Genomic DNA, 22,931 nt, shown 5'->3' with positions numbered 1-22,931 from the left:
GGCAGGCAAAAACATGTCTACGGGGCAGTAAACCGGTGAACACTACTAGAAAAACCCGAGCCCGGCTAGGTTTACTTTTCCGCTTTTGAATTAACTGTCTCGTTAAAACTCCACTTCTTTTTCTCCAGCACCTTGCGTATCCCCTTCCTATTTACCTTGAGCGTGTAGGCTTTCCAGGTACTTCTCTGCTCATCTCCATAATGCACAAGCAACTCCACCTCATAGTCCGGCAGGGCAGAACCGGTCACCACCCTCTCCCCTTCCAGAAAATAAACACTGCGGGATTCCCAGGCCGTATTGCGCAGCATAGCCTCGACATTCACAAGGGTACGATCTGACACGCCAGTGATAAAAGGTGGAAGTGACTGCCTTTCCAGCCTCAACTTCCGGCTGTAACGCAAAATACTCACACAATGCTCGGGCCGAAAGCGGCGCTTTTCTTTCAGGAAGCCTTGAAGAAAAGGCTCCTCTTCACCATTCTGGCTGGCAAAGTTCACCACCTCACGGACACTGACCATTTTCTTGCCGCTGTATTTATTAGTGGCCTCACCAAAATAGTCTGCAAGAACCCGTCCCAGACGCCGGTCGGTGAAACTGGTGCCCAGTGCCTTCACCCGATCCTTCAGCATGTACCCCAGCACCATGCATATCATAAAGTTCATGGTCAGGTTGCCAAACCTTTTCTGGGACCAGAATGCAATCACCGTAGCAATCGCCATAGCCAGGCCTGCTACAAGACTATAAGCCATCTGCTGAACCAGAACCCCGTGGGGGCGTGAACTGTTTTCAAGATGCAGCACACTTTCACTGTATTTACGTTGCGTCGCCAGACGACGGTAAGCCTTTCCGGCCCGGTGGCTGTTATCAAAACTGGAAAGTCCTGCGCCCTCCCGGTATTTGATTTCCAGAGCGATAGTGTTCAGAAGCTGCTGGCGGGCCTGAAAGTCAGGGAGTCGAGCAAACAGGCTCAAATAAGCCTGATTCATAACAGTGCTTAAATAGCCATCAAGAAAGCGGAAGTAACTCTGTCGCTTGTCTCCCTCGGGAGAGTGCCGGCGCAACAATGCCAGCATCAGTCGAACATTGTTGTCTATAGCCAGAAATTCCTCGCAGGCATCATTGTCAAGATTGTCCAGCGTTCGTTGCAGGGAGCGGGAAAATGCACAGCTGAATAGCTTGAGAAGATGACGATAATCCTTATCGGTACTGACGCTCTGGGGGTGAAGGAACACTCTTATCGCTCGACAGCAGGTCAGGGGTGAGCCGGTCAGATCGATCATCTCCGGAAGAAGTTGCAAACCACTCTTTTTATCCCGGTAGAATGTACTTCTACGATAAGTTTTGGGTGTGATATCCAGAGCCTTGGGAAAGCACAGGTACATATCAATGTTTTGCTTGCGGCTCTCATCGGTGTTTTCCACACAGATTTCCAGTTGAAAACGGTCATGACGCTTGACCGCTACTCCATTTCGCATAAAGACCCTCCGTGCTGGGGAGGGTACAAAAAATGTCAGTGTAAAATATTGATACAAGACATCTCTTCAGGAGGCTGTACAATACCAACACAATAAAATCACAGGGGGAGACACCATGCTGTTAAAGGCCATCCGCAACCTGCTCGGTTACACCATTGCCACCGCCGACCTGATGACCCGCTTTGGAAGATTAAAACGCTCTGCAGAGAATCAGGCTGCGACCAACGCGACCACTCAATCCATGGTTCTCTATCAGTTCTATGCCTGCCCATTCTGCATAAAAACCCGCCGTGCGATTTACAAGCTCAACCTGAATATAGAAACTCGTGAAGCCAGTTACGGCACTTATCGCGAAGAGCTGGAAAGTCAGGGTGGAAAAGTGCAGGTGCCCTGCCTGCGTATTGAGGAGAATGGTGAAGTCACATGGATGTATGAATCCAGCGCTATTATTCAGTATCTACAGGAGCGCTTTCCTGCATAAATGACTACCCTTGCCAGAAGATCGAACCATAGTATTGGAGATCACGCACATGGCAGCCAAAGCTGTGTCAGTAAGACTGGAAGAGAAAACCATACAACAGCTCAACAAAATTGCGGAGCTGGCAGAGCGTGACACCTCATATATCATGCGCAAGGCCATTGAGCAGTTTGTCGAACATGAAAGGTGGATTATCGAAGAAACCAGTCGACGTTTGAAAGAGCTGGAAACAGGAAAGTATTAAATAAATGCGGCTCAGACCTTATCCATAACTCAACAAGGTCTGAGTCCAACGCATCAAGATTTACGCCTGCTCCAGCCAGCTCAACCAGGCCTCCATACCTTCCCCAGTGGTAGCAGAAAGCTGAATTACCTGAATATAAGGATTCACCTTCCGGGCATTCTCAATGCATTTTTCAACATTGAAGGCCACATAAGGCAGCAGGTCGATTTTGTTGATAATCATCAGGGAGGAAGCTGCGAACATATTGGGGTACTTCAGCGGCTTATCTTCACCTTCGGTAACAGACAGAATCGCTACCTTGTATTTTTCGCCCAGATCAAAACTGCTGGGGCAAACCAGATTACCCACATTCTCAACAAACAGCAGGGTTTCAGGTTCCAGCTCCATCTTGTGACAGGCGTCGTGCACCATCTGGGCATCTAGATGACAGCCTTTGCCGGTATTCACCTGCAACGCCTGAACGCCGGTTTCACGAATACGATCAGCGTCGTTAGTGGTTTGCTGATCCCCTTCAATCACCGCCAGCTTACGCTTGCCTTTCAGCAGTTTCAGGGTCTCACACAAGGTGGTCGTTTTGCCGGAACCGGGGCTGGATACCAGATTCAGTACCAGATGATTATCTTTCTTGAAATGCTCACGGTTATGGGCTGCCAGCTCATCGTTCTTTTCCAGCACATCACGCTCAATCTTCATCAGACGACGCTGGCTCAGGCCAGACACATGGACACCCGCTTCACCATGACCGTAATGCAGATCCTGACCTTTGTTGACTTCATCTGCAGAATGAGTGTGTTCCTCATGATGGTGATGGCTATGATCACTGCGGGCGTGGCTGTGAACGGCAGGAGCCCCTGCAGCAGGAGGCATCACTCCGTAGTAGTGGTGATGATGCACAATCACTGTTGGCTGAGGCTGATGCCCATGGCTATGGCCGTGATGGTGATGATGTCCGTGCCCATGATCGTGGGAATGTCCGTGATGTTCATCACCTTCAATATGGCTGTCTCCACAGCCGCAAACGCCGCACATACTACTCTACCTCAATATCTTTGATCCGCAGCTCATCGCCTGCGGTCAGTCGTAAGTTAAAACCGTTGCAGTGTGGGCAGGCCATGCCCCGCACTTCCAGCTGAATCTCTTTCTCGCAATCCACACACCAGGCCACACCTTTGGCTCGCACGATATGCAGTTTTGCGTCTTCCGCCATCGTCGTACGACGAGCGACATCAAAACAGTATTCAATAGTCTCTGGCTCAGCACAGGACAGCGCGCCTATCTCCAGCCAGATACCAGTAATCTTCTTCACAGAGGGATCGGCCTTACGGCAATGCTCTTCCGCAAGCTCGATCATGCTCATAGTCAGGGACATTTCATGCATAGGGGCATTCTCAACAAATCCGAGGCAACAACTCTCCACGGGGCATATCCAGATAACGACGACTCCCCCAGGGCGTAGTCAAAGTCACCCGATGCTTATCTGCTTCAGCAGCACAACCAATACAGGCTGCATCCGAATGAAACTCCCGCAAAACAGCCAAAGCCTTTTCAGCCTCAACCCTGGGCACCGCCAGAATCATCGTGCCTTCATTCGCCAGATCACAAGGCTCAAAACCATACAGCTCACACAAACCATGAACTTCATCCAGAATCGGAATAGCCTTCTCCTGAACATGAATGCCGACCCTGGACGACGCCGTCCATTCATTCAGCACCGCCGCCAAGCCACCACGGGTGGCATCCCGCAGGCTGTGCAGCTCAACACCCGCATCCATTAACGCCTTCACCTGAGGCCAGAGCGTGTCGCAATCACTCACAAGGTCAGATTCCAGCTTCAGCTCATCACGGGCCATCAGAATACAGCTACCATGGCTGCCCACATTACGGGAAACCAGAATCGCATCATCCGGCTGCACATTGCTGGCAGACAGCCCCGCATACTTTACAGAACCCACACCGCTGGTATTGATAATCACCCCATCCAGCGTGCCCCGGGGCACAACCTTAGTATCACCACAGACGATTTTAGCGCCAGACTTCTCCAGCTCCTTCGCCATGCTTTCCACAATAGTGGTCAGCTGTTCAATGGAGAAACCTTCCTCAATCACAAAGCTGCTGCTCAAATACTCCGGCTGAGCACCGGCCATAGCAAGGTCATTCACTGTGCCGGCAATAGCCAGCTTGCCGATATTGCCACCGGGGAAAAACAACGGCGACACAGTAAAACTGTCGGTGGTAAAGGCAATGGGGCCATCCATCTGCAGCATGGCGGCATCTTCCGCCTTCAGCAGAATATCGTTGGCAAAATGCTTGTAGAACAGACGTCCCAGAAGATCATTCATCTCCTGGCCGCCACTGCCGTGGCTTAATTGAATCTCTTTGGCTTTCATTCGGAATCCGTCAGGTCGGAGTAGCGGAAATAAGCATTGCAGGCACCCTCAGAGCTGACCATGCAGCTACCCATAGGGCGAGACGGTGTGCAGGCTTTACCAAATGCACGACACTCATAGGGTTTCGCCTGACCACGGAGAATAGATGGGCAAAGACACACTTTATGGTCGTCCAGTTCTTCGGTAGAGAGCTTGTCGCTGTAAATCAGCTCCGCATCACGGTGAGCGTACTTGTCCCGCAGTTTCAGGGCAGAACCGGGAATATCTCCCAAACCACGGAAACGGAAGTGCTCACGGGGTTCAAAGCAGTCATCGACCTTCTTCTGGGCTGCTGTGTTACCACCGGGTACCACAGCACGGGAGTACTGCAGCTGTAATTTAGGCTTTTCACCGGATTTCTGCTCTTCCAGCTTCTGCTCAACAATGTTGAGCATGGTTTCCAGCACATCCACCGGTTCAAAGCCACTCACTACCACTGGCACGTTGTATTCATCTACCAATGGCTGATAAATCTCTGCACCGGCAATCACACTCACGTGAGACGGGCCAATAAGCGCGTTGACCCGGCAATCATCATCAGAAAGGATGGCATCCACAGCCGGAGGCACCAGCACGTGGTTTACATGGAACAGCAGGTTTTCAATACCCTGAGTTTCCGCCAGTTCCACCAGTACCGCCGTCATGGGGGTAGTAGTTTCAAAACCGATAGCGAAGTAGATAACGGTTTTCTCAGGGTTTTCCTTAGCGATGGTCAGAGCATCCATAGGATCGTACACAGAGCGCACATCACCGCCACGGGCACGGCACTCAGCCAGAGAACCTTTAGAGCCAGGAACACGAATCATGTCTCCCAGTGTCACCAGAATCACATTGGGCTGTTCCGCCAGTTCAACAGCATGGTTGATACGTTCCTTGGGCATAATGCACACAGGACAACCGGGCCCATGAATGAACTCGATGTTGTCCGGCATCTGCTGATTAAGGCCGTATTTCATAATGGTGTGGGTATGACCGCCACATACTTCCATCACCTGAATGGAGTCGTTCAACTCTGTCGCCAGCTTGTTAATCTTGCGGGTCAGGGAGTGGATCACCTCAGGGTCACGGAAACCGGCACTGAGGGTTTTCAGTTCAATATCTTTCATTTCGTTACTCTCAGACTGACTGTTATACCAGCAGTCTGCTGAATTCTTCCTCACCCAGTTCTTCTCTGAGGTTGGCGTATTCCTGCAGGCTTTCGAGGGCGTCCTTCTCATCGATTCTGCTGATGGCAAAGCCGACGTGGACCAGCAGATAGTTGCCCACAGCCAGCGAATCACTTAACAGATGGACACTGACTCGTTTACGAACCCCCATGGTTTCCACAGTGGCAGTGGAATCCTCGTGGAGTTCAACAATTTGTGAAGGAACACATAAGCACATAAAAACTGTTATCTATTTTGAAGAATTGAGTGAATGCCATACCACAGCTGTCCGGCTGCGATTCCACCATCATTCGGGGGGATACTTTCGCTGGTCAGCAACTCTCTCCCGGCAGCATGGAATTGATTAATCAGACGTTCCATAATAAAGCGGTTCTGGAATACCCCACCGGATACAGCTACAGGAAACTCAGGGTGGCACCTGGCTATATCCATAACCAGCGTTGCTACAGAGGTCAGCAGACCGGTGGCAACAGAAGACACTGGTTTGCAGTGCAGATCATCCAGTACCTGCGCAAGCATAGCGCTGCAATCCATCAGCCCATTCTCAGACACCTGAAGCCTGTACTCGCAGCCTTGGCCATGAGCCACTCGCTCCAGCGCCATTCCGCACTCGCCTTCAAAAGCTGTTTCCTGCACCAGATCAAGCAAGCTGGCCCAGGCATCAATCAAGCGCCCTATGGAACTGGTTAATGGTGAAACAGAAGGGTTCTGCCAGAGCCTGTAAAGGTTGTTGAACACCATCGGCGCCCATGTCCGGAAAGCCGGGAGTTGAAACTCTTGAATGTCATCAAGTGAGAAATACTCTAACAGCAGCCCCAGAAGAATACGACGAGGCTCTTTAATCGCCCGCTCACCGCCAATCAAGCGAAAAGGCTTGAGGTGGTAAAGTCGCTGTGCCTGTTCGACATCCGCCAGCAGTACCTCTCCACCCCAGATATGTTCTTCTGAGTTGTCTTCATCACCAAAGCCAGTACCGTCAAAGGCAAAACCGAGCACTGTATTGGTACGGCCATGCTCTGCCATCACCGAGAGGATATGGGCATGATGATGCTGAACCTGACACAGGGACAGATCATGCTCTTCTGCCTCTGACTGCGCTAAAAGCGTGGTTTCATAAGCGGGGTGCTGATCCCCAACAACCATCCCGGGTTTGAACTGATACAGGCCTGAGTCAGACTCCAGATTTGCTTCATAACGCTCCTGCATATCCAGACTGTTCAAATCCCCGATAAAGGGGTTGATCACCGCCTGCTTACCCGTTGCAAAGGCGAGGCTGGTTTTCTGCTGGGCTCCCAATGCAAGCACGTTTTTCTCTACGCGCGATTCCAACGGCAGAATTAAGGGCGCATAACCACGGGAAAGGCGCAGAGTCTGACGACGACCACCCACAATCTGTACAAGGCTGTCATCGCAGGGGTGAACAATCGGGCGGTTATGATCGAGAATCAGATCAGCGACATTGGAGAGCTGCGCCCTCACCTGCTCGTATGCCGTCAAGATAGGCTGACCGGATAAGTTGGCGCTGGTTGCCACCACGGGGACATCCAGCAGTTCCAGCAACAAAACGTGCAGCGGCGTATAAGGCAACATCACACCAAGACAATTCACATCCGGTGCAACATTCTCTGCCAGCTCTTCACCGGATTTACTCAAAAGTACGATGGGGCGCTCCTGAGAGCTCAGCAGGCCATACTCCTGCTCTGTTCCTGCGGTGTAAGCCTGAACCTGCTCCAGATGAGTCATCATCACCGCCAAAGGCTTTTTCGGGCGGTGCTTACCGTTGCGCAGTCGTGCAACAGCGTCAGAATTGGTGGCATCACAGAACAGGTGGTAACCGCCAATGCCTTTTACTGCAACGATTTTACCCGTATGAATAGCGGCAGCGGCCTGAACAACCCCATCGTAACGATCCGCCAGCGTCACATCCTCAAAGGTTTGCAGCCTGATCTGTGGTCCGCATACATTACAGCTCACCGGCTGGGCGTGATAGCGACGATCTTCCGGATCGTTATAGGCCTTTTCACAGTCCGGACACATGGGGAATGCTGACATACTGGTGAACGGGCGATCATAGGGCAGCTGTTTCACCAGGGTGTAACGGGGGCCGCAGTGGGTACAGTTGGTAAAAGGATAACGGTAATGGCGGTTGCCGGGCTGGCTCATCTCCGCCAGACAGTCCGGACATACACCTTTATCAGGAGAGATACTGATACTGGTGAGTGTCGAATGTTCACTGGCAACAATAACAAACACCTGCTCACCCTGAACAACGGGCAGTTCCTGAGTGTCCACCCGCTCAATACGACTGAGTGGAGGTGCTTCCCGGTGCATGGTGTCAACAAACGACAGCGCCTGCTCACCCTGCACCTCAATATAAACACCTTCACCGTTATTGTTGATAACTCCTGTCAGCTGCAGCTCTTTGGCAAGACGGTAAATGGTTGGGCGAAACCCCACCCCCTGCACCGTGCCCCAAACACGGACAGCCAGACGGTTAATGATCACCTTGCAAACCTGCATCAGCACCCAAACGCTGAGGGTGAGCATAAACGCTCATTTTACCGGGACGGCAGAATCCCGCCAGAGTCAGGTTGGATTCTTCGGCCAGATTACGAGCCATACGAGTGACGGCAGAAATGGCGAACAATGCTTCGATACCAGCACTCACCGTTTTCTGCACCATTTCAAAGCTTGCACGGCTGGTGACCAGAATCGCCCCTCCCTGCAGCTGGTGTCTGGCCATATAGCCAATCAGTTTATCCAGAGCGATATGACGGCCAGCATCTTCACGCACAGCAACCAATTCGCCTGCTGGCGTAATATAAGCTGCAGCGTGGGCCGCACCAGTCGCCTGCCCCAGCAACTGGTGATCTTCCAGAGTACGGAAAGCCATTTCTACAGTGGCAGGATCGATGGTCAGATCGTTGCCAACACAAGGCTGTTCCCGCACCACATGATCCAGCTCCTCTGCACCACAGATACCGCAACCTGTACGGCCAGCCATACTTCTGCGCTTCTCTTTCAGACGCTGGAAGCAGCGGGGAGAAATAGCAATCTGGATTTCATAGCCACTGCAACCGGGTACTATATCCATATCACGGATATCCCGGTAGCTATCGATAATCCCTTCGGTCAGAGAGAAACCTACCGCCAGATCTTCCAGATTTGTGCAAATGGACATCAGCACCGCGTGGGAGATGCCGTTATATACCAGCGCAACAGGCACTTCTTCGATCAGGTTATCTTCAAAGTAGTCCGGCCCTGCATTCCTGCGTATGCGATAGACGGGCAGGGGTGAATATTCTGTGGTAGTCAGCTCAGTGGATTTCATCATACGTCCTTATTCTTTTAATAGCCGTGGCGGATTTACTTGTGCCTTTGGGAGATATGCCAAGGCGTTTCATACGGGATAGTAATGTTGTGCGCTTCACACCCATCATCTGAGCCGCGCCACGAGGGCCGCCCACGACACCGTTTGTTTCTTTCAATACCCGGATGATGCGCTCTTTCTCAGACGCCTGGGGAGACACCGGGGCAGGGATTTCGCTGGCAGGAATACGTTCAGGCACACTGCGCACTTCCGATGTGCCTGAGACCCGTGAAGTGGCTTCTGAAAACATCAAGTCATCCAGAGGCACATCCAGTACATGACCACGGGTGAGTACCACAGCCCGCTCAACCACATTGCGCAGCTCACGAATATTACCCGGCCAGTCGTAGGCGCAGAGAATACGCATGGTGTCTTCAGGGATACTGCTGATCTCCCGCTTCATTTTGTCGGCGATCTGGGCGGTGAAGTGCTTCACCAGCAGAGGAATATCTTCACGACGTTCCCGCAGGGGCGGCAGTACGATGGGAAACACGTTCAAACGATAGTAAAGGTCGCTGCGAAACGTCTTCTCCTGTACCATTTTCAACAGATCGCAATTGGTGGCGGCCACCACACGCACATCGACAGGAATCAGCTTGTAGCTGCCCACCCGCTCCACTTCACTCTCCTGGAGCGCACGGAGAATTTTGGGTTGCAGGTCGAGAGGCATATCGCCAATCTCGTCCATAAACAGCGTGCTTTTGTCCGCCTGTTCAAAACGTCCAATACGTTTGTTGAGCGCACCTGTGAAGGCACCCTTTTCATGTCCAAACAAATCACTCTCAAACAGTCCGGCAGGCACGGCGGAACAGTTCATCTTCACCATCTTATTGTCACTGCGATGACTCAAGGCATGGATAGCTTTGGCAATCAGCTCTTTGCCGGTACCGGTTTCGCCAAGAATCAGAACCGTACAGTCACAATCCGCCACCATAGCAGCCTGATTCAATACAGTGTTCATCACTTCGCTCTGACTGATAACCTCATCAAACACTTGGTGACGATGAATTTGCTCGCGAATGGGAACCTGATTTTCCTGCTGTAGTGAGAAGGTGCGCTGATGCACTTGTATGCTGTGCAGTGCCATAGCCACCCGCGCCACAATGCGTTGCAGCAGGCTCAGATCACAGATAGAGAAGTAATCCCCGGCATGGCCCAAACACACCACACCTCGGCAGCGATTTCGGAACACCAGTGGCAGAAATCCCATGCCCCGTACTTGACCATTCAACGCCGTTTTGCGCGTGACTGGATGGCTGGTGTGGAGGACATTTAATTCAATTTCACAGCCCTTGCTGGCGTCTTCCACCTCAAAGTGCACTTTATCAGGCTGATTGGCTGAGAGGACATAACACTCAAAAACGTTCAGTTTCTCTGAAAAATATTTCAGAGCGACATGGTCAATGCCAAAGTGACGGAACAACAATTCATGCAGACCTGCCACAAGGCCATCGACACTCCCCTGACTCATCACCATGTTGGTGACTTCTACAAGCAACCTGGCAGCGTTATTTTCCGGTTGTTTTCTTCTGCTTTCGTATTTGGCCCTGTCCCGATCAAGCATCGGGGCAATCAAAGTCGCAACAATGGATGCATACTGCTTGAGTTTGCACAGCACCAGTTCGCTGAATGGCTCGCTTTCGTGACTGATAAATTCAATACCGCCCAGGTGCCGGTTCACTGCATTGAGAGGGAATTGACAGTACTGCTTTAAGTTACGGTAAGGAGGAAGGCGAGTGAGTTCCGGATAGACACTGCCGAAGATGTCCCCATCCATCATATTGATCACTTCCCGCTCATCCAGCTCATGGTCTGGCATGTCGTAATTTTCACGAGAAATTTTCAGTATTTCGAGACTGTTGGGATCAATGGAGAAAACGGTATTACCCCGACCAGGGTAATCGTGAATCACCAGGCTGATAACAGCGAGACTGGCAAATTCAATAGAAAACTCATTCAGGCTGCGCACAAAGGTTGAAATACTATCGGCTTCAAGAAGGCAACCGGAGAGTCCTATAAAGTCGTCATCCCATCGGCTGGCCAGTGAACCCATTTCAATATGCGAGTGCTCGCAGTGCATGAATCAACCTCTTCATCGGTCCGGAAAAGACACAGCACACTCAAGGAATGCACTGTCAGGGGGATCGTAAAGAGACGGTCAACCCCATAACAATTAAACAACTCACATCATTGAAATGTTATGGGGAAGAACGCTTAACCGCGTGCGGCGGTGCGCAACTTGGATTTCAGATTACTGTACTCGGTCTGCACGTAGTTTTCGGCCCAGGCTTGATCCTCAATGCCTTCCACTTTAACGGCGCAGTACTTGTACTCCGGTGTTGCAGAGACAGGGTCAACGTGCTCGATGGTCAACTCGTTGCAGGCACCGATCCACCACTGGTAGGTCATGTACACAACGTCTTTGTTCACACGCTCGTTAGCGCTGATTCGGCTGATCACCTTGCCACGACGGGAGGAGATCCATACCAGCTGCTGATCCTTCACACCGTACTTCTCACAGTCGGAAGGGTGCATCTGGATGTAACCAGGCTCATCCGCCAGAGTCTGCAGCGCGGAGCAGTTACCGGTCATGGAACGGCAGGAGTAATGACCCACCTCACGTACGGTCGACAGCACCAGCGGATAATCCCCATCAGGCAGTTCCATTGGCGCGCGCCATTCAGCAGCAATGAACTGGCCCTTGCCGGAAGGCGTAGAGAACGTGTTGCCTTCGAACAGGAAGGAGGTACCTGGGTGATCTTCCGTCGGACAAGGCCACTGAACAGACTTAAGACCTTCCATCTTCTCGTAGGTCGCACCCGCGTACAGTGGGCACAGCTCACGGATTTCGTCCCAGATTTCCTTGGTGTTCTCGTAGCTCATAGGGTAACCCATAGCTTGAGACATCAGGCAGAAAATCTCCCAGTCAGTCTTCACGCCCGGAGGAGGAGTGACGGCCTTGGAGAAACGCTGGAAACCACGGTCTGCAGAGCTGTAAACACCTTCGTGTTCGCCCCAGCTGGTTGCCGGGAAGATAACGTCGGCCATTTCAGCAGTCTGGGTCATGAAGATATCCTGCACAATCACCAGCTCCATGGCCTGGAGGGTTTTGCGCAGGTGCGCCAGATCGGCTTCGGTCTGGGCAGGATCTTCACCAAAGATGTAGTAAGCACGGCAGGAGCCGTCTTTTACCTTATGGCCCAGATCAGTGATCTTGTAGCCTTCATCAGGGGAAAGCTTTACGCCCCAGTGCTTCTCGAACTTTTCACGAGCAGCGTCGTCAGTCACCTTCTGATAGCCGGGGTAAACGTCAGGAAGCATACCCATATCGCAGGTACCCTGAACGTTATTCTGACCACGCACAGGGCCACAGCCCGCGCCACGCTTACCGAAGTTTCCGGTCATCAGGGCCAGAGCTGCCAGACCACGGACAACGTCTGTCGCCTGACCATACTGGGTCACGCCCATACCCCACAGGATCATGGCGTTGGGTGCCGCTGCGTAAGTGCGAGCCGCCATGCGAACATCTTCAGCCTTCAGGCCGGTGATCTTCTCAACAGACTCAGGGGTGTACTTCTCAACAACCGCCTTGAACTCTTCGAAGCCTTCGGTGTAATTGTTGATAAAGTTCTGATCCACCAGATTTTCAGTAATCAGAACATTGGCCAGGGCATTCACCACAGCCATGTTGGAACCGTTCTTCAGGGCCAGCCACTGGTCGGCAACACGGGCAGATTCAATCTTGCGCGGGTCAACAACGATAACTTTGGCACCGTTCGCACGGGCCTTGTTAATATGACGTGCCACAACAGGATGGGAATCCGCGGCGTTGTAGCCGAATACGAGCAGACACTTGGTGTCTTGAATTTCAGTAATGGCGTTGCTCATTGCACCGTTACCTACAGTTTTCGCCAGACCGGCGACAGAGGGGGCGTGTCAGACCCGGGCGCAATGGTCCACGTTATTGGTGCCGATTGCAGCACGGGCGAACTTCTGCATAACGAAGTTAGCTTCGTTACCCGGTCCGCGTGCAGAACCAGTAGTCATGATCGCGTCAGGGCCGTTTTCAGCCTTGATGCGCTTGAGCTTCTCGGAGGCAAAGCTGATGGCTTCGTCCCAGGACACATTTTCCAGCTTGCCACCTTTCTCACGACGGATCATGGGGCTTTTCAGACGCGGTGTCAGCAAGTTGGTGTCGTTCAGAAAGTCCCAACCGTAGTAACCCTTCAGGCAGAGGTTGCCTTCGTTAGTGCGGCCCATGGCGGGCTCGGCGCTGATGACCTTGTCGTTTTCCACGACCAGATTCATCTTACAGCCGGTGCCGCAGTACGGACACACCGTTGTAATCTTCTTCATCCAGTTTTCCTGAAAAAATCAGTCTTCAATTATCTTTTAACAAGTAGCGCTTAAGAGACAGCCATAGCTGCCATAGCTGCCGCCTCACGACGATTGGCGCTCACTTCCTCAACCTTTGCAGGTGTCACAACACGCAGGGCATTGGTTGGGCAAACTTTTACGCACTGTGGGCCTTCCTGATGATCGGTACACAGATCACATTTCAGCGCCAGTGCTCGGGTTTCATCCCGGGCGAACAGGCCACTGCCAACTGTCTTGTTCTGGGTAACCACATTCATGGCTCCAAAAGGACAGGCGATTGCACAGGTCTTGCAGCCGATGCAGCGTTCCTGATTCACCTTGATCATGTCGTCTTCACGGGTAATCGCATCGTTCGGACACACACGGGCACAGGGGGCGTCTTCACACTGACGACACATCACAGGTACAGTGACCTGTGCATTCTGAATCAGCTGCAGACGGGGGGCGAAGCTGTTCGGGTCCAACGCACTCAGGGAACGGTCTTCCTGGTGAGAGATGACACAGGCCACTTCGCAGGTACGACAACCAATACAAGACTGGGAGTCGGCAAAAATATATTTGTTCACTACCTGGATTCCTTTTGACCGCCAGCTCGCCAACGATTCATTCACAGAGCCAGCAACTTTGCCAGTTTAAGCCTGCTAAGCACTTTATGTACCAACTCTCCATGAGCCTTTATTCACAAGGCGTTCACATCATTTTTGCTGGAATTAGTAACGCCTGAGCAAATCGGAAACGCGGGCATTTCGTCAGGAGTGACGATTTCCCGGAGAGCTTCGTCATCATTTCGTCAGGGAGTGTAATACTCATGCAAATAGCACATCGTTCTGTCCATCACGGCAAGACCTGCCTGCAAACCACTGATACATTGCAAAGTCATCTTCGCTCTAGAGTCAGGTTGGTAAGTGGAATGAAAAAGTTCCTGATAGCTGTTGTTTTTCCATTATTGATATTGAGTGGTTGCCAGTCCCACTCCACACACCCGTTTTACACACCGTCCGGTGTCAGTTACAGCAAGGCATATACGACGTTTGATGAGTACGTTCAGCAATCCCGTAAGATGCTGGCGGAGCACCGCTACTTTCTCACCAGTCATCACGCTGACGAAATTGATGCCAATGCTCCCTTTGAAGTTCAACCGGAACACTCAAAAGACGTGACAAAAGGGGTATTACTGATACACGGGCTGGGTGACTCGCCGTTCTCGTTTGTTGATATTGCTCAGTCACTGGCTCATGAAGGCTTTCTGGTGCGTACCGTTCTGCTACCCGGCCACGGCACCCGCCCTGCAGATATGGTTGATGTAGATTATCGGGAGTGGAAACAGCTTGTGGAACAGCAGGTCGCCTTGCTGAAAAAGGATGTTGACGACGTGTATCTGGGCGGTTTCTCTACCGGTGGTAACCTGGCGTATGCCTACAGTGTTGACGACCCGGACATTAAAGGCTTGATGCTGTTCGCCCCCGGATTTAAATCCAATGAACCTCTGGCTTTTATGACACCTGCACTGTCACGGGTGAAAAACTGGGTAACCTCCAGAGATCCAGGCAATTTCACTAACTATGCCCGTTACTCCGATATGCCTGTGAACGGCTTTGCCCAGTATTACAAAACCAGTCGCATGGCCATGCACCAGCTTAACCAGGCCACCTTTGATCGCCCGGTGTTTATGGTGCTGACGGAGCACGACAGTGTGCTGGAAACAGCCTGGATCAAAGAGATGTTCAAGACCCGCTTTACCCACCCGAACAACCACCTGATCTGGTATGGATCAGCAAAATCCAGTATCGATGGCCAAATCCGCACGATCCAAAGCTATATGCCTGAGTGGAGAATCCGCAACATGTCTCACATGGGCATTTTGTTTTCACCGAACAACCCTTATTACGGAGTTAACGGCACAGAGCGCCTTTGTCGTAATCAGGAAGAAGCATCCGAGGCCGACAGGGCTGCCTGTCGTGCTGGTAAGCCGGTATGGTACAGTGCCTGGGGCAGCCATGAGGGGAAAGGGTTTCACGCGAGGCTGACATTCAACCCTGCTTACGACGTCATGATTAAAGATTTGCTGGAGACATTTCCGTCTAAAGATAGAGAATCTTGAGTTTGTGCCGGCTGATCTCCAGGTCTATCTGCCCGCCAACCTTGAGCTCACCATCAATCGTGAACAGATTTTGCCCTACTCTTTGGGCTTCATCTGTCACACTGATTTTGTGCACATCCTTATTGCGCCTCACGGCAGGCCTGTTGATATAAGAGCCGTCAGACATGTGGGTAAAAGCATGGAAACGTTCACGTAATGGTGCATCTCTTCGGTTTATGTGAATGACATGCATACCCTCTGTCCGTGGATCCAAATCCGGAGCGATGTGATGATCCGCACTAGCCCACGGGATATTCATCACCATCAAATAAGTAAAATCTCCTTCACTCTCAAAGTATTGGTCATCCCCCCCCTTTCTCTTTCCGGAGAACTTCACTGGGTGGTGTTTGGGGCGAACCAGTTCCTTAATAGCCCACAAGGTTTCCCTGCCCGGTACCCCGCGAATCAGTTCACTGCCAATATCAACATCCGTAGCAATAGCTGTGTGCAGCCCCATAAAGCTGACCCCATGCTCCAGTGCCTTCGGTTCGTCCTCCTCGTCCCCGTTTGGCGCCTGAAGCAATGTGTAGTTCAAAAGTGGCCACTCTGGCAGCGAAGCACTTCTCTCATTACGTATAGCCTGTATCACACCTAACGCTGCCCGGTTGTAGTGTCTGATACCCAGCGAGGCCACCATGCCGTTTCCGGTTCCTGCCGGTATCATCATGACTGGAAGGTCATTAAACATGTCCCCCCGGGAAGTCAGGCCATTCAGCACCTCATAAACCGTTCCATCACCACCGACAACCATCACTCCGCTGTACTCTTCCTCTTTTCCGATAAGCCTTTTGGCTTCTGTTTCTGCATCGCCAGCAGCTTCAGTAAAGTACACCTCAGTTTGTATCTGGGCATCTGCCAGCAGCTGCGCAACCTTGGCCCACACCTCGTTTCCCCTGCGTTCTCCACTCACAGGATTCACGATAACTTTCAAAGGCCTGCGACTGGCCAGCCCATCACTTCTCCCGAATAACGCTTCATTCAATTTTTTAAAGGCAGTTTCTTTTTCCCTGGCATTATTGAAACGCAGCTCCACCTGCAATATCGGGTACTTTTGGGAATCATCCTCTCGAAAAGGATCCCCATGGGTAATCAACAAGGTGTCATTCCGAGGAGTGCGTCTTACGCCATATATATACTTTTTCCTGATGCCCCGAAGGTGCGTATCTGTCTCTAAAGCAAAACGGTCATCCTGATCGTATATCAGAGTAGTCGCTGCCTCCCTGTTTAAAGACATCAGGGAACACAATTGGATCAGATTTCCCCTCCCCCCGGCAGGGGGTATTGTGAACCTCAAGGGGAAACCGTCCACACCTCCATAACAGGAAAATGTGAATAGCATCAAAAGCAACGTGTATGCCTTTCGAAATGAAAACGCCATTAACAACCCTCCACTCAAACCGGTAAGAGGATAGATCATGAAACAGCTCTAATGGCTCAATACAGGCATCATGAACTTTGTGACTCCAACTCCGTTGCAGCACGATCCAGAAGTTCAGAAGGCATTTGTTTTTTCACTTTCACGCCTAACTCCACAAACTGTTGAGCCTGACGAACAGCATTCCCCCGGCCACTGGAGAACTTATTCATGGCTCCATCGTAGGTTTTGCGGGCAGTATCCAGCTGGCTGCCCAACTTCTGCATATCTTCGGTAAAACCACGGAGTTTGTCGTATAACGCCGCTGCTTTATCCGCTATAAGCTGGGCGTTTTTGTTTTGATGTTCATAGCGCCAGATGTTTTCAATAGTGCGTAGCGCCACCAGAAGATTAGTGGGGCTGACCAGCATAATATTGCTATCCAACGCGTCCTGAAACAGGTTGGGTGAGTGTTCAATGGCACTGTAAAACGCTGCTTCCACAGGGATAAACATCAACACATAATCCAGAGTTCTCACGCCTTCTATGTCCTGATAATTCTTTTTCCCTAATCCACGAATATGATTGCGCAGACACTGCACATGAGCAGCTAAAGCGCGACCGCGCTCCTCTTCAGCGTCTGCCTCCACAGAACGGCTGTAATCGATCAATGAAACCTTGGAGTCTACGATCACATCTTTGCCATCGGGCAGATGCACGATGACATCCGGCTGCTGGCGTCCACCCTCTTCATTTTTGAGAGACACCTGTCGGATGTATTCGTGCCCTTCCCTCAGACCGGACTCTTCGAGCACCCGATCCAGCACCAATTCCCCCCAATTACCCTGAAGTTTTTTATCCCCCTTCAGGGCACGGGTGAGATTTAGAGCCTCTTCACTCATTCGCTGATTCAGCTCTCTCAGACCACTGATTTCATCTTTCAGGGAACGACGCTGTTGGGCTTCGCTGTCGTAGGCTTGAGACACCTGCTGTTTAAAGTCACTGATCTGCTGTTTGAAAGGCCCCAGTACGCCCTCCATAGCGGCTTTGTTCTGTTCAGTAAAACGGCTGGTTTTGTTCTCGAAAATTTTATTCGCCAGATTTTCAAACTGTTGACCCAGCCGCTGCTCAGCTTGCTCCAACAGCTGCAGTTTCTCAGTTGTGTTTTCCAGATCCTTTCGTGCTGCCACCAGTGCCAGCCCGCGTTCTTCCAACTCTCGCTCGGTGATGGCCAGCTTGTCACTCAAGGATTCCACTTGTTGCGTAAGATTTTGTTTCTGCTCTGTGAGGTAAGTAGCTTTTTGCTGAGCTTCCAGAAGTTGATGAGACTTTTCCTGCCCCTGTTCACGCCATTCATGTATTAACCGATTGCGGGCATGCAGGGCAGAAAAACGCCAGGCCAGTGCTGTTGCGACAATAAGAAGAACAAGTGTGAGACTCAGGTAAATCAATGAAGCCGTGGTCATAAAGGGACATTCCATGCCAGACATTATTTTCCCTAAGAATACCCTATCAGCCAACTCACTTCGAAACGGCTTTACCAAGATTTCCCGTAATGCCACTGCCACGGAGCCAGCGACAAAACACCTTGCCCTGTGCAGGCTGACTTTCCACATCAGGCTTACCCAGTGTAATACCTCGAATCCATTGAGATTCTGCAGAGGCCAGCCAGTCGCTGAGGTTCTGTTCAGGAGTGGCAGAGTCATTCTCTACCGCTGGCATATAAGGAGTTGCGGCTGTGCGCACACCGATAGACACCCCCTCTTCCACTATGCGTAACACCAGTGTTGTCAGCCAGTAAGGCACAACCTGTATGTAGTTATTCTGAATAAGTTCGTTTTCAAAACCTCCGGTATTGTACCGGTCAAACAATGCGTCCTGCTTGCCGCAGCCTTGAGTGTTCAAATGCATGTACCCGGCCAGCCCCCCGTAACGGGTGCTGTTATCAACAATCCCCAGAAAACCACATTCAGCGTTGACTCTGTTATCGGTGGTGCTGCTTATATCAGTGCCTAGTTCCCATAAAGACCCCTCCTCGCCTTCTGACAACTTCCGGTCCGGGCTAAAACCTGCTGCCCAGGGAGGAACATCGAACGCCTGGCACTCCAGCGCACGGGTGAGATAATTCAGGCTGGAAGTAGAAAGCAAGGTGAAACCATCATTGATCTCTTTACGCTTTCCCCATTCCACCAGCTGCTCCACCACTAACGGCTGCTCAGGCCGCGATAATGTGCGATGAAACCATTGCCCGGATTGATGCTGAGCAGATACAACAAACTGCTCCTGCCCGATGCTGATCACAAACCGAACAAGTTCTTTCTCCTTCAAACTCCGGGCCATGGCCAACCAGCCCTGCTCCTGTTCTGCAACAGTGCCCGTTTCAGCCTCCCCAGAATCCAGCTGCGGCACGACCACAATATCCAACTGCACAGGACGTTCATCACTATAAGGAAAACGCCAGTTCACTATCAGCCTGCGCTGCAATCTGTGGGACGAGAAGTAAACTGGCATATTACCCACTCGCCGGTGCTGGTAATTCCATACTCCTTCCAGAGCTATGCGGTAGGAACGCCACCAGCTGAGGGGGATGCGATACTTCCACAGAGCCGTCATGGTCATCGCGACGATGGCTCCCGGCCCCGTGACAGGAAGGGTGGCGATGAGACTCATCACAGCAAAAGATGCACCCATATTGTACAGTGTGCTGATAATGCCATTTTGAATGGCACTGCCTGCGCCAGAGAACACATCCACTCCCTCAAAGTAGAGCAGCGTACCGCTATCTTGCGGGAAGAAGGTGCCTGTGGGGGCAGCAACATAAGAAACACTGAGGGGAATGCCATGATCGGCAGGTTCTGGGACGTCCTGCCCACAAGCAATTGTGCACAGGCAACCAGCAAAGAATACACTGATACAGCTTCTGCGAAACAGATATTGTGTCACCGCTCTGAGAGTGAATGCTTGAATAGCGTCCGTCATACTCGCTGAGACAGTCGTTAAGGCTGACAGTTCCATTTCACCCAGCGAGCCTTACAGGCTGTTACTTCAGGCAACTTCCGACTGCACTTTAGCTGCCTTCAGCTGAGTACAAAGCCCCCACTTTAAACCTTGCCAGGGACTATCAACCACTCTGTCGTTGACTCATTCTTTCAATGCACCAGACAACGAGTTTTTTTCTATACTCCACTGGCCTGATGAGCAACAAGTCACTGGAGATTAAACAATGTCCACCCATAAAGCCGCAATCATAGCCAAGCTCAATGCGATTCTTGAACATGAACTGGCTGGTGTCGTACGGTACACTCATTACAGTTTCATGGTATTTGGTCACAGCCGAATTCCTATCGTTAGCTGGCTGCGCAGCGCCGCAACGGAAACGCTCACCCATGCCCATAATGCAGGAGAGATGATCACACACTTCGGAGAACACCCCTCTATTGGTATTGGCGAGCTGCTGGAAACCTCTCAGCATGATATTCACAACATCCTGCTTGAGTCCCTGCAGTTTGAAAAAGCCGGAATCAATCTTTATTACCAACTGCTGGAGCTAGCGGTAGAAGAAAAATCCATATTTGTTGAAGAATACGCCCGCCAGCTGATTGCGGAAGAGGAAAGCCATATTGGCGATATTGATAAGATGCTGAGAAAACCTGGAGAAATTGCCAGCGTTGTCTAATCGCTCAATATACGGGCGAAGCCTTCATCCAGGTTTCGCCCCTTCAGCATCACTTACACAGAAGATACCCTGTGGAGTCAAAGATTTGAGGGGGAAATCAGTGTCATTAAAACAACATGAAGATAAGGTTATAGCCCATCACCTGAATCATCGAGTCGACCAGCAAACATCTGATAATAACCATACTGCCTCTTACCAGGAACAGGTCGCTCGTCAGCGGGCCTTTTTTGAAGACACTGCCGAATGGTTTGCCTCGGAAGAGGCAGTGCCAGAATATGTGAAGCCATGTCTGCAGCGGATTGTAGCGTCCGGATACGATCTCCCGACCACCGCCTCACCTCGCTTTCTGGATATTGGATGTGGAGCCGGGGCATTATTCCCGGCTATGATTCAACTTTACCCCTGCAGTCATATTACGGGTATTGACCTTTGTGCCAATCAGCTGAAAAACGTTGAATCCCGTTTTTCTGACCATGATATTGCTGTCTGGCAGGGGGATGTTCTTGACTTTCCTGATAGAGCAAATGTCAAAGAATTCTACGACGCCGCCTGGTGCAATGCCTGCTTTGGTAATTTCTATGATCAGAAAGCCGTGATTCACAAACTCACCAAACAGCTCAAAGCCGGAGGAAAGCTTTTGATCACCCACCCTCTCGGTCGCGGATTCGTACAAACTCTGAACAGGAAGGATCCCTCCATTGTTCCGGGAACTCTTCCTCCTAATAGACAAGAGGCTGTTAAATTGATTGAAGACTCAGGGCTGGAGATAGATAGCCTGCTCAATGAGCCGGAGCTTTATATTCTGATTTATCGGAAAGTGGGGGAATAACCTCTAAGTACCCGGACCATTGCTTTCGCATAATGGTGGCGAGTGAATTTTTTCGCTCTTCAAGGAACAACGTCGGGAGCGTAGCCCGCAACGTGACCAGAGTTGTGACGCAGCAAGGGCGGAAAAAGACGCCGTCAGACTATGCGAAAGCAATGGTCCGGGTACTTAACACTCTGTCACTGAAGTATCCGTAGCAGCAGCACACAGGGGGAGTGACCAGAGAAAGTCTGTTTGAATAAACCTCTGCTTCAACTCACCTGACTCCCCCTCGAAAAAGAACCACTGCCACTGAGGACTGCCAATAAACCCTTCTCCTTTGCCATTCAGCATACCTAACGGCTTTGTGACAGAAAGATTCAGTGCAGCACGGCTATGGCAGGTTTTACAACTGGCGGTTTGTAACGTGCCAGCTTCTGTCACTGAACTGCCGAGAACAATAGGACGGCCTGTGGTATCGACATAATCCGTCATCGTACCCACCAAACGATAGTTGGTGATCACCTCAAGCAGCTGAAGGAAACGGGCATCTGTCCCGGCCACACTGTGAGCCATGTGCAACAACTCTTTGCTGTACTCGCCCTGGGGACCATAGGGATAACCAAAACTGTCCTGAGCCTTAGGGGATTTGTTAAAACAGGGATTATTTCGATGCTCAAAGGTCGTCCAGGTCCAGCCGGGGATTTGCTTTGTCGCAATATGCAGGGACACCATTTTCCAGAGTTGGAACTTGCTATCCCGTGAAGTAATAAAGTTACCAGTATCTTTCACATTATTGGTTTTCACCCAGCTTGATTTCAGGCGGATGCTGCCCTGAGGAAAGGTCAATGGCTTTCCAGTATTGAAAAACTGCCGTATACCAGCCCGGTACCACAGGTCGTTATCCCGGATATAACGAGATAAGGTATCATTGAAAAACACAACATCTTTGGCCTGCTGACCACATCGGGCCAACTCTTTTTCAACAGCCTGGCCCTTAGAACCAGCCAATGCTAAATGCTGCTGTACCGAATCTCGGGGTTCAAACTTCTCCGGAGCATCTCGAAGCCAATAATTCTCGAAGGAGAATGTGGAACGGCGCTGTTTCCAAGGAGCATTGAGAAAAGCGATGCTTCCCGCTTGTTGATGAGCAGGTGCCACCGACCGCAAGAAAACTGCCCACCCTTGACGATCGGGAAACCGCACAGCCTCGCTGCCAACATCGTCTGTGGGTTTTTCCAAAACACCGGGAGAGGAGCTGCAGGTCGCATAGGGTTTTACAAGAACACCGCAGTTGTTTACAGGCGTATAGCCTTCCACACCGACAGCATGAGTCGTGCTCACATTGAAAAGAAACAAGCCACAAAGCCATCCAATGGCAAGAGAGGCTTGTATTTTTGAATGCGCCATAAAGTGAAAT

The 22,931-nt window shown here is 51.2% G+C and carries 20 protein-coding genes; 5 read left to right on the top strand and 15 right to left on the bottom strand.

Features of this window, described 5'->3' with window-relative positions:
- Window positions 1-71: 71 nt before the first annotated feature.
- Window positions 72-1,475: a hypothetical protein gene (locus tag E1189_RS20675; RefSeq protein WP_155163064.1), complete on the bottom strand. Its 1,404-nt coding sequence runs from the start codon at window positions 1,473-1,475 to the stop codon at window positions 72-74.
- 115 nt (window positions 1,476-1,590) lie between these two features.
- Between E1189_RS20675 and E1189_RS20670 the strand changes: the two genes are divergently transcribed.
- Both E1189_RS20670 and E1189_RS20665 read left to right on the top strand, forming a co-directional pair.
- Window positions 1,591-1,956 carry a glutathione S-transferase N-terminal domain-containing protein gene (locus E1189_RS20670; protein WP_155163063.1) on the top strand — a complete coding sequence of 122 codons (366 nt, stop codon included), beginning with the start codon at window positions 1,591-1,593 and terminating at the stop codon, window positions 1,954-1,956.
- Between the two features lie 49 nt (window positions 1,957-2,005).
- The gene (locus E1189_RS20665) at window positions 2,006-2,197 is read left to right on the top strand and encodes a CopG family ribbon-helix-helix protein (protein WP_155163062.1); all 192 of its coding nucleotides are present in this window, start codon (window positions 2,006-2,008) and stop codon (window positions 2,195-2,197) included.
- A 60-nt stretch (window positions 2,198-2,257) separates the two neighbouring features.
- On the opposite strand, the gene hypB is transcribed toward E1189_RS20665, so the two are convergent.
- The 10 genes from hypB to E1189_RS25645 form a co-directional block, all read right to left on the bottom strand.
- Window positions 2,258-3,226, bottom strand: a complete 969-nt coding sequence (gene hypB / locus E1189_RS20660; protein ID WP_155163061.1) for a hydrogenase nickel incorporation protein HypB — start codon at window positions 3,224-3,226, stop codon at window positions 2,258-2,260.
- A gap of 1 nt (window position 3,227) precedes the next feature.
- Window positions 3,228-3,575 (bottom strand): hydrogenase maturation nickel metallochaperone HypA, encoded by a 348-nt coding sequence (hypA, locus tag E1189_RS20655; protein ID WP_155163060.1) that lies wholly within the window; start codon window positions 3,573-3,575, stop codon window positions 3,228-3,230.
- A gap of 10 nt (window positions 3,576-3,585) precedes the next feature.
- The gene (hypE, locus tag E1189_RS20650) at window positions 3,586-4,584 is read right to left on the bottom strand and encodes a hydrogenase expression/formation protein HypE (protein WP_155163059.1); all 999 of its coding nucleotides are present in this window, start codon (window positions 4,582-4,584) and stop codon (window positions 3,586-3,588) included.
- Window positions 4,581-5,729: a hydrogenase formation protein HypD gene (gene hypD, locus E1189_RS20645; RefSeq protein ID WP_155163058.1), complete on the bottom strand. Its 1,149-nt coding sequence runs from the start codon at window positions 5,727-5,729 to the stop codon at window positions 4,581-4,583. The genes hypE and hypD overlap by 4 nt, the downstream gene beginning before the upstream one ends.
- Window positions 5,730-5,751: 22 nt before the next feature.
- Window positions 5,752-6,006: a HypC/HybG/HupF family hydrogenase formation chaperone gene (locus E1189_RS20640; protein WP_155163057.1), complete on the bottom strand. Its 255-nt coding sequence runs from the start codon at window positions 6,004-6,006 to the stop codon at window positions 5,752-5,754.
- 8 nt (window positions 6,007-6,014) lie between these two features.
- Window positions 6,015-8,336, bottom strand: a complete 2,322-nt coding sequence (hypF, locus tag E1189_RS20635) for a carbamoyltransferase HypF (RefSeq protein ID WP_230460568.1) — start codon at window positions 8,334-8,336, stop codon at window positions 6,015-6,017.
- Entirely contained in the window at window positions 8,284-9,123 is an 840-nt protein-coding gene (gene fdhD, locus E1189_RS20630; RefSeq protein ID WP_155163056.1) for a formate dehydrogenase accessory sulfurtransferase FdhD, read from the bottom strand. Before fdhD ends, hypF begins: the two co-directional genes overlap by 53 nt.
- Complete coding sequence (locus tag E1189_RS20625) at window positions 9,107-11,239, bottom strand: sigma 54-interacting transcriptional regulator (protein WP_155163055.1); 2,133 nt, start codon at window positions 11,237-11,239, stop codon at window positions 9,107-9,109. Before E1189_RS20625 ends, fdhD begins: the two co-directional genes overlap by 17 nt.
- Before the next feature lie 134 nt (window positions 11,240-11,373).
- On the bottom strand, window positions 11,374-13,515 hold the full coding sequence (fdhF, locus tag E1189_RS20620; protein WP_155163054.1) for a formate dehydrogenase subunit alpha: 2,142 nt from the start codon (window positions 13,513-13,515) through the stop codon (window positions 11,374-11,376).
- A 50-nt stretch (window positions 13,516-13,565) separates the two neighbouring features.
- The gene (locus tag E1189_RS25645) at window positions 13,566-14,102 is read right to left on the bottom strand and encodes a 4Fe-4S dicluster domain-containing protein (RefSeq protein WP_329602149.1); all 537 of its coding nucleotides are present in this window, start codon (window positions 14,100-14,102) and stop codon (window positions 13,566-13,568) included.
- Between the two features lie 344 nt (window positions 14,103-14,446).
- Here E1189_RS25645 and E1189_RS20610 point away from each other — a divergent pair, with 344 nt between their 5' ends.
- A complete protein-coding gene (locus E1189_RS20610; RefSeq protein ID WP_196221543.1) occupies window positions 14,447-15,637 on the top strand; it encodes an alpha/beta hydrolase in 1,191 nt (396 codons plus the stop codon).
- On the opposite strand, the gene E1189_RS20605 is transcribed toward E1189_RS20610, so the two are convergent.
- The 3 genes from E1189_RS20605 to E1189_RS20595 form a co-directional block, all read right to left on the bottom strand.
- Window positions 15,618-16,910: a diacylglycerol/lipid kinase family protein gene (locus E1189_RS20605; RefSeq protein ID WP_196221542.1), complete on the bottom strand. Its 1,293-nt coding sequence runs from the start codon at window positions 16,908-16,910 to the stop codon at window positions 15,618-15,620. The two genes, E1189_RS20610 and E1189_RS20605, sit on opposite strands and share 20 nt — an antisense overlap.
- Window positions 16,911-17,122: 212 nt before the next feature.
- Window positions 17,123-18,496 carry a DNA recombination protein RmuC gene (locus E1189_RS20600; protein ID WP_230460567.1) on the bottom strand — a complete coding sequence of 458 codons (1,374 nt, stop codon included), beginning with the start codon at window positions 18,494-18,496 and terminating at the stop codon, window positions 17,123-17,125.
- Between the two features lie 55 nt (window positions 18,497-18,551).
- Window positions 18,552-20,045 (bottom strand): hypothetical protein, encoded by a 1,494-nt coding sequence (locus E1189_RS20595; protein ID WP_155163050.1) that lies wholly within the window; start codon window positions 20,043-20,045, stop codon window positions 18,552-18,554.
- A 208-nt stretch (window positions 20,046-20,253) separates the two neighbouring features.
- Here E1189_RS20595 and E1189_RS20590 point away from each other — a divergent pair, with 208 nt between their 5' ends.
- Together E1189_RS20590 and E1189_RS20585 are read left to right on the top strand one after the other, a co-directional pair.
- Window positions 20,254-20,706 (top strand): ferritin-like domain-containing protein, encoded by a 453-nt coding sequence (locus tag E1189_RS20590; protein ID WP_155163049.1) that lies wholly within the window; start codon window positions 20,254-20,256, stop codon window positions 20,704-20,706.
- Window positions 20,707-20,806: 100 nt separating this feature from the next.
- Window positions 20,807-21,535 carry a class I SAM-dependent methyltransferase gene (locus E1189_RS20585; RefSeq protein ID WP_196221541.1) on the top strand — a complete coding sequence of 243 codons (729 nt, stop codon included), beginning with the start codon at window positions 20,807-20,809 and terminating at the stop codon, window positions 21,533-21,535.
- Window positions 21,536-21,700: 165 nt separating this feature from the next.
- On the opposite strand, the gene E1189_RS20580 is transcribed toward E1189_RS20585, so the two are convergent.
- Window positions 21,701-22,921, bottom strand: coding sequence for a hypothetical protein (locus tag E1189_RS20580; protein WP_155163047.1), 1,221 nt, complete (start codon window positions 22,919-22,921; stop codon window positions 21,701-21,703).
- Between the last annotated feature and the right edge of the window lie 10 nt (window positions 22,922-22,931).

The organism is Parendozoicomonas verongulae, from assembly GCF_009711465.1.
Lineage (GTDB): Bacteria > Pseudomonadota > Gammaproteobacteria > Pseudomonadales > Endozoicomonadaceae > Sansalvadorimonas > Sansalvadorimonas verongulae.
Note: the sequence above shows the minus strand (reverse complement) of the source record. Positions and strands in the feature narration are given on the sequence as shown.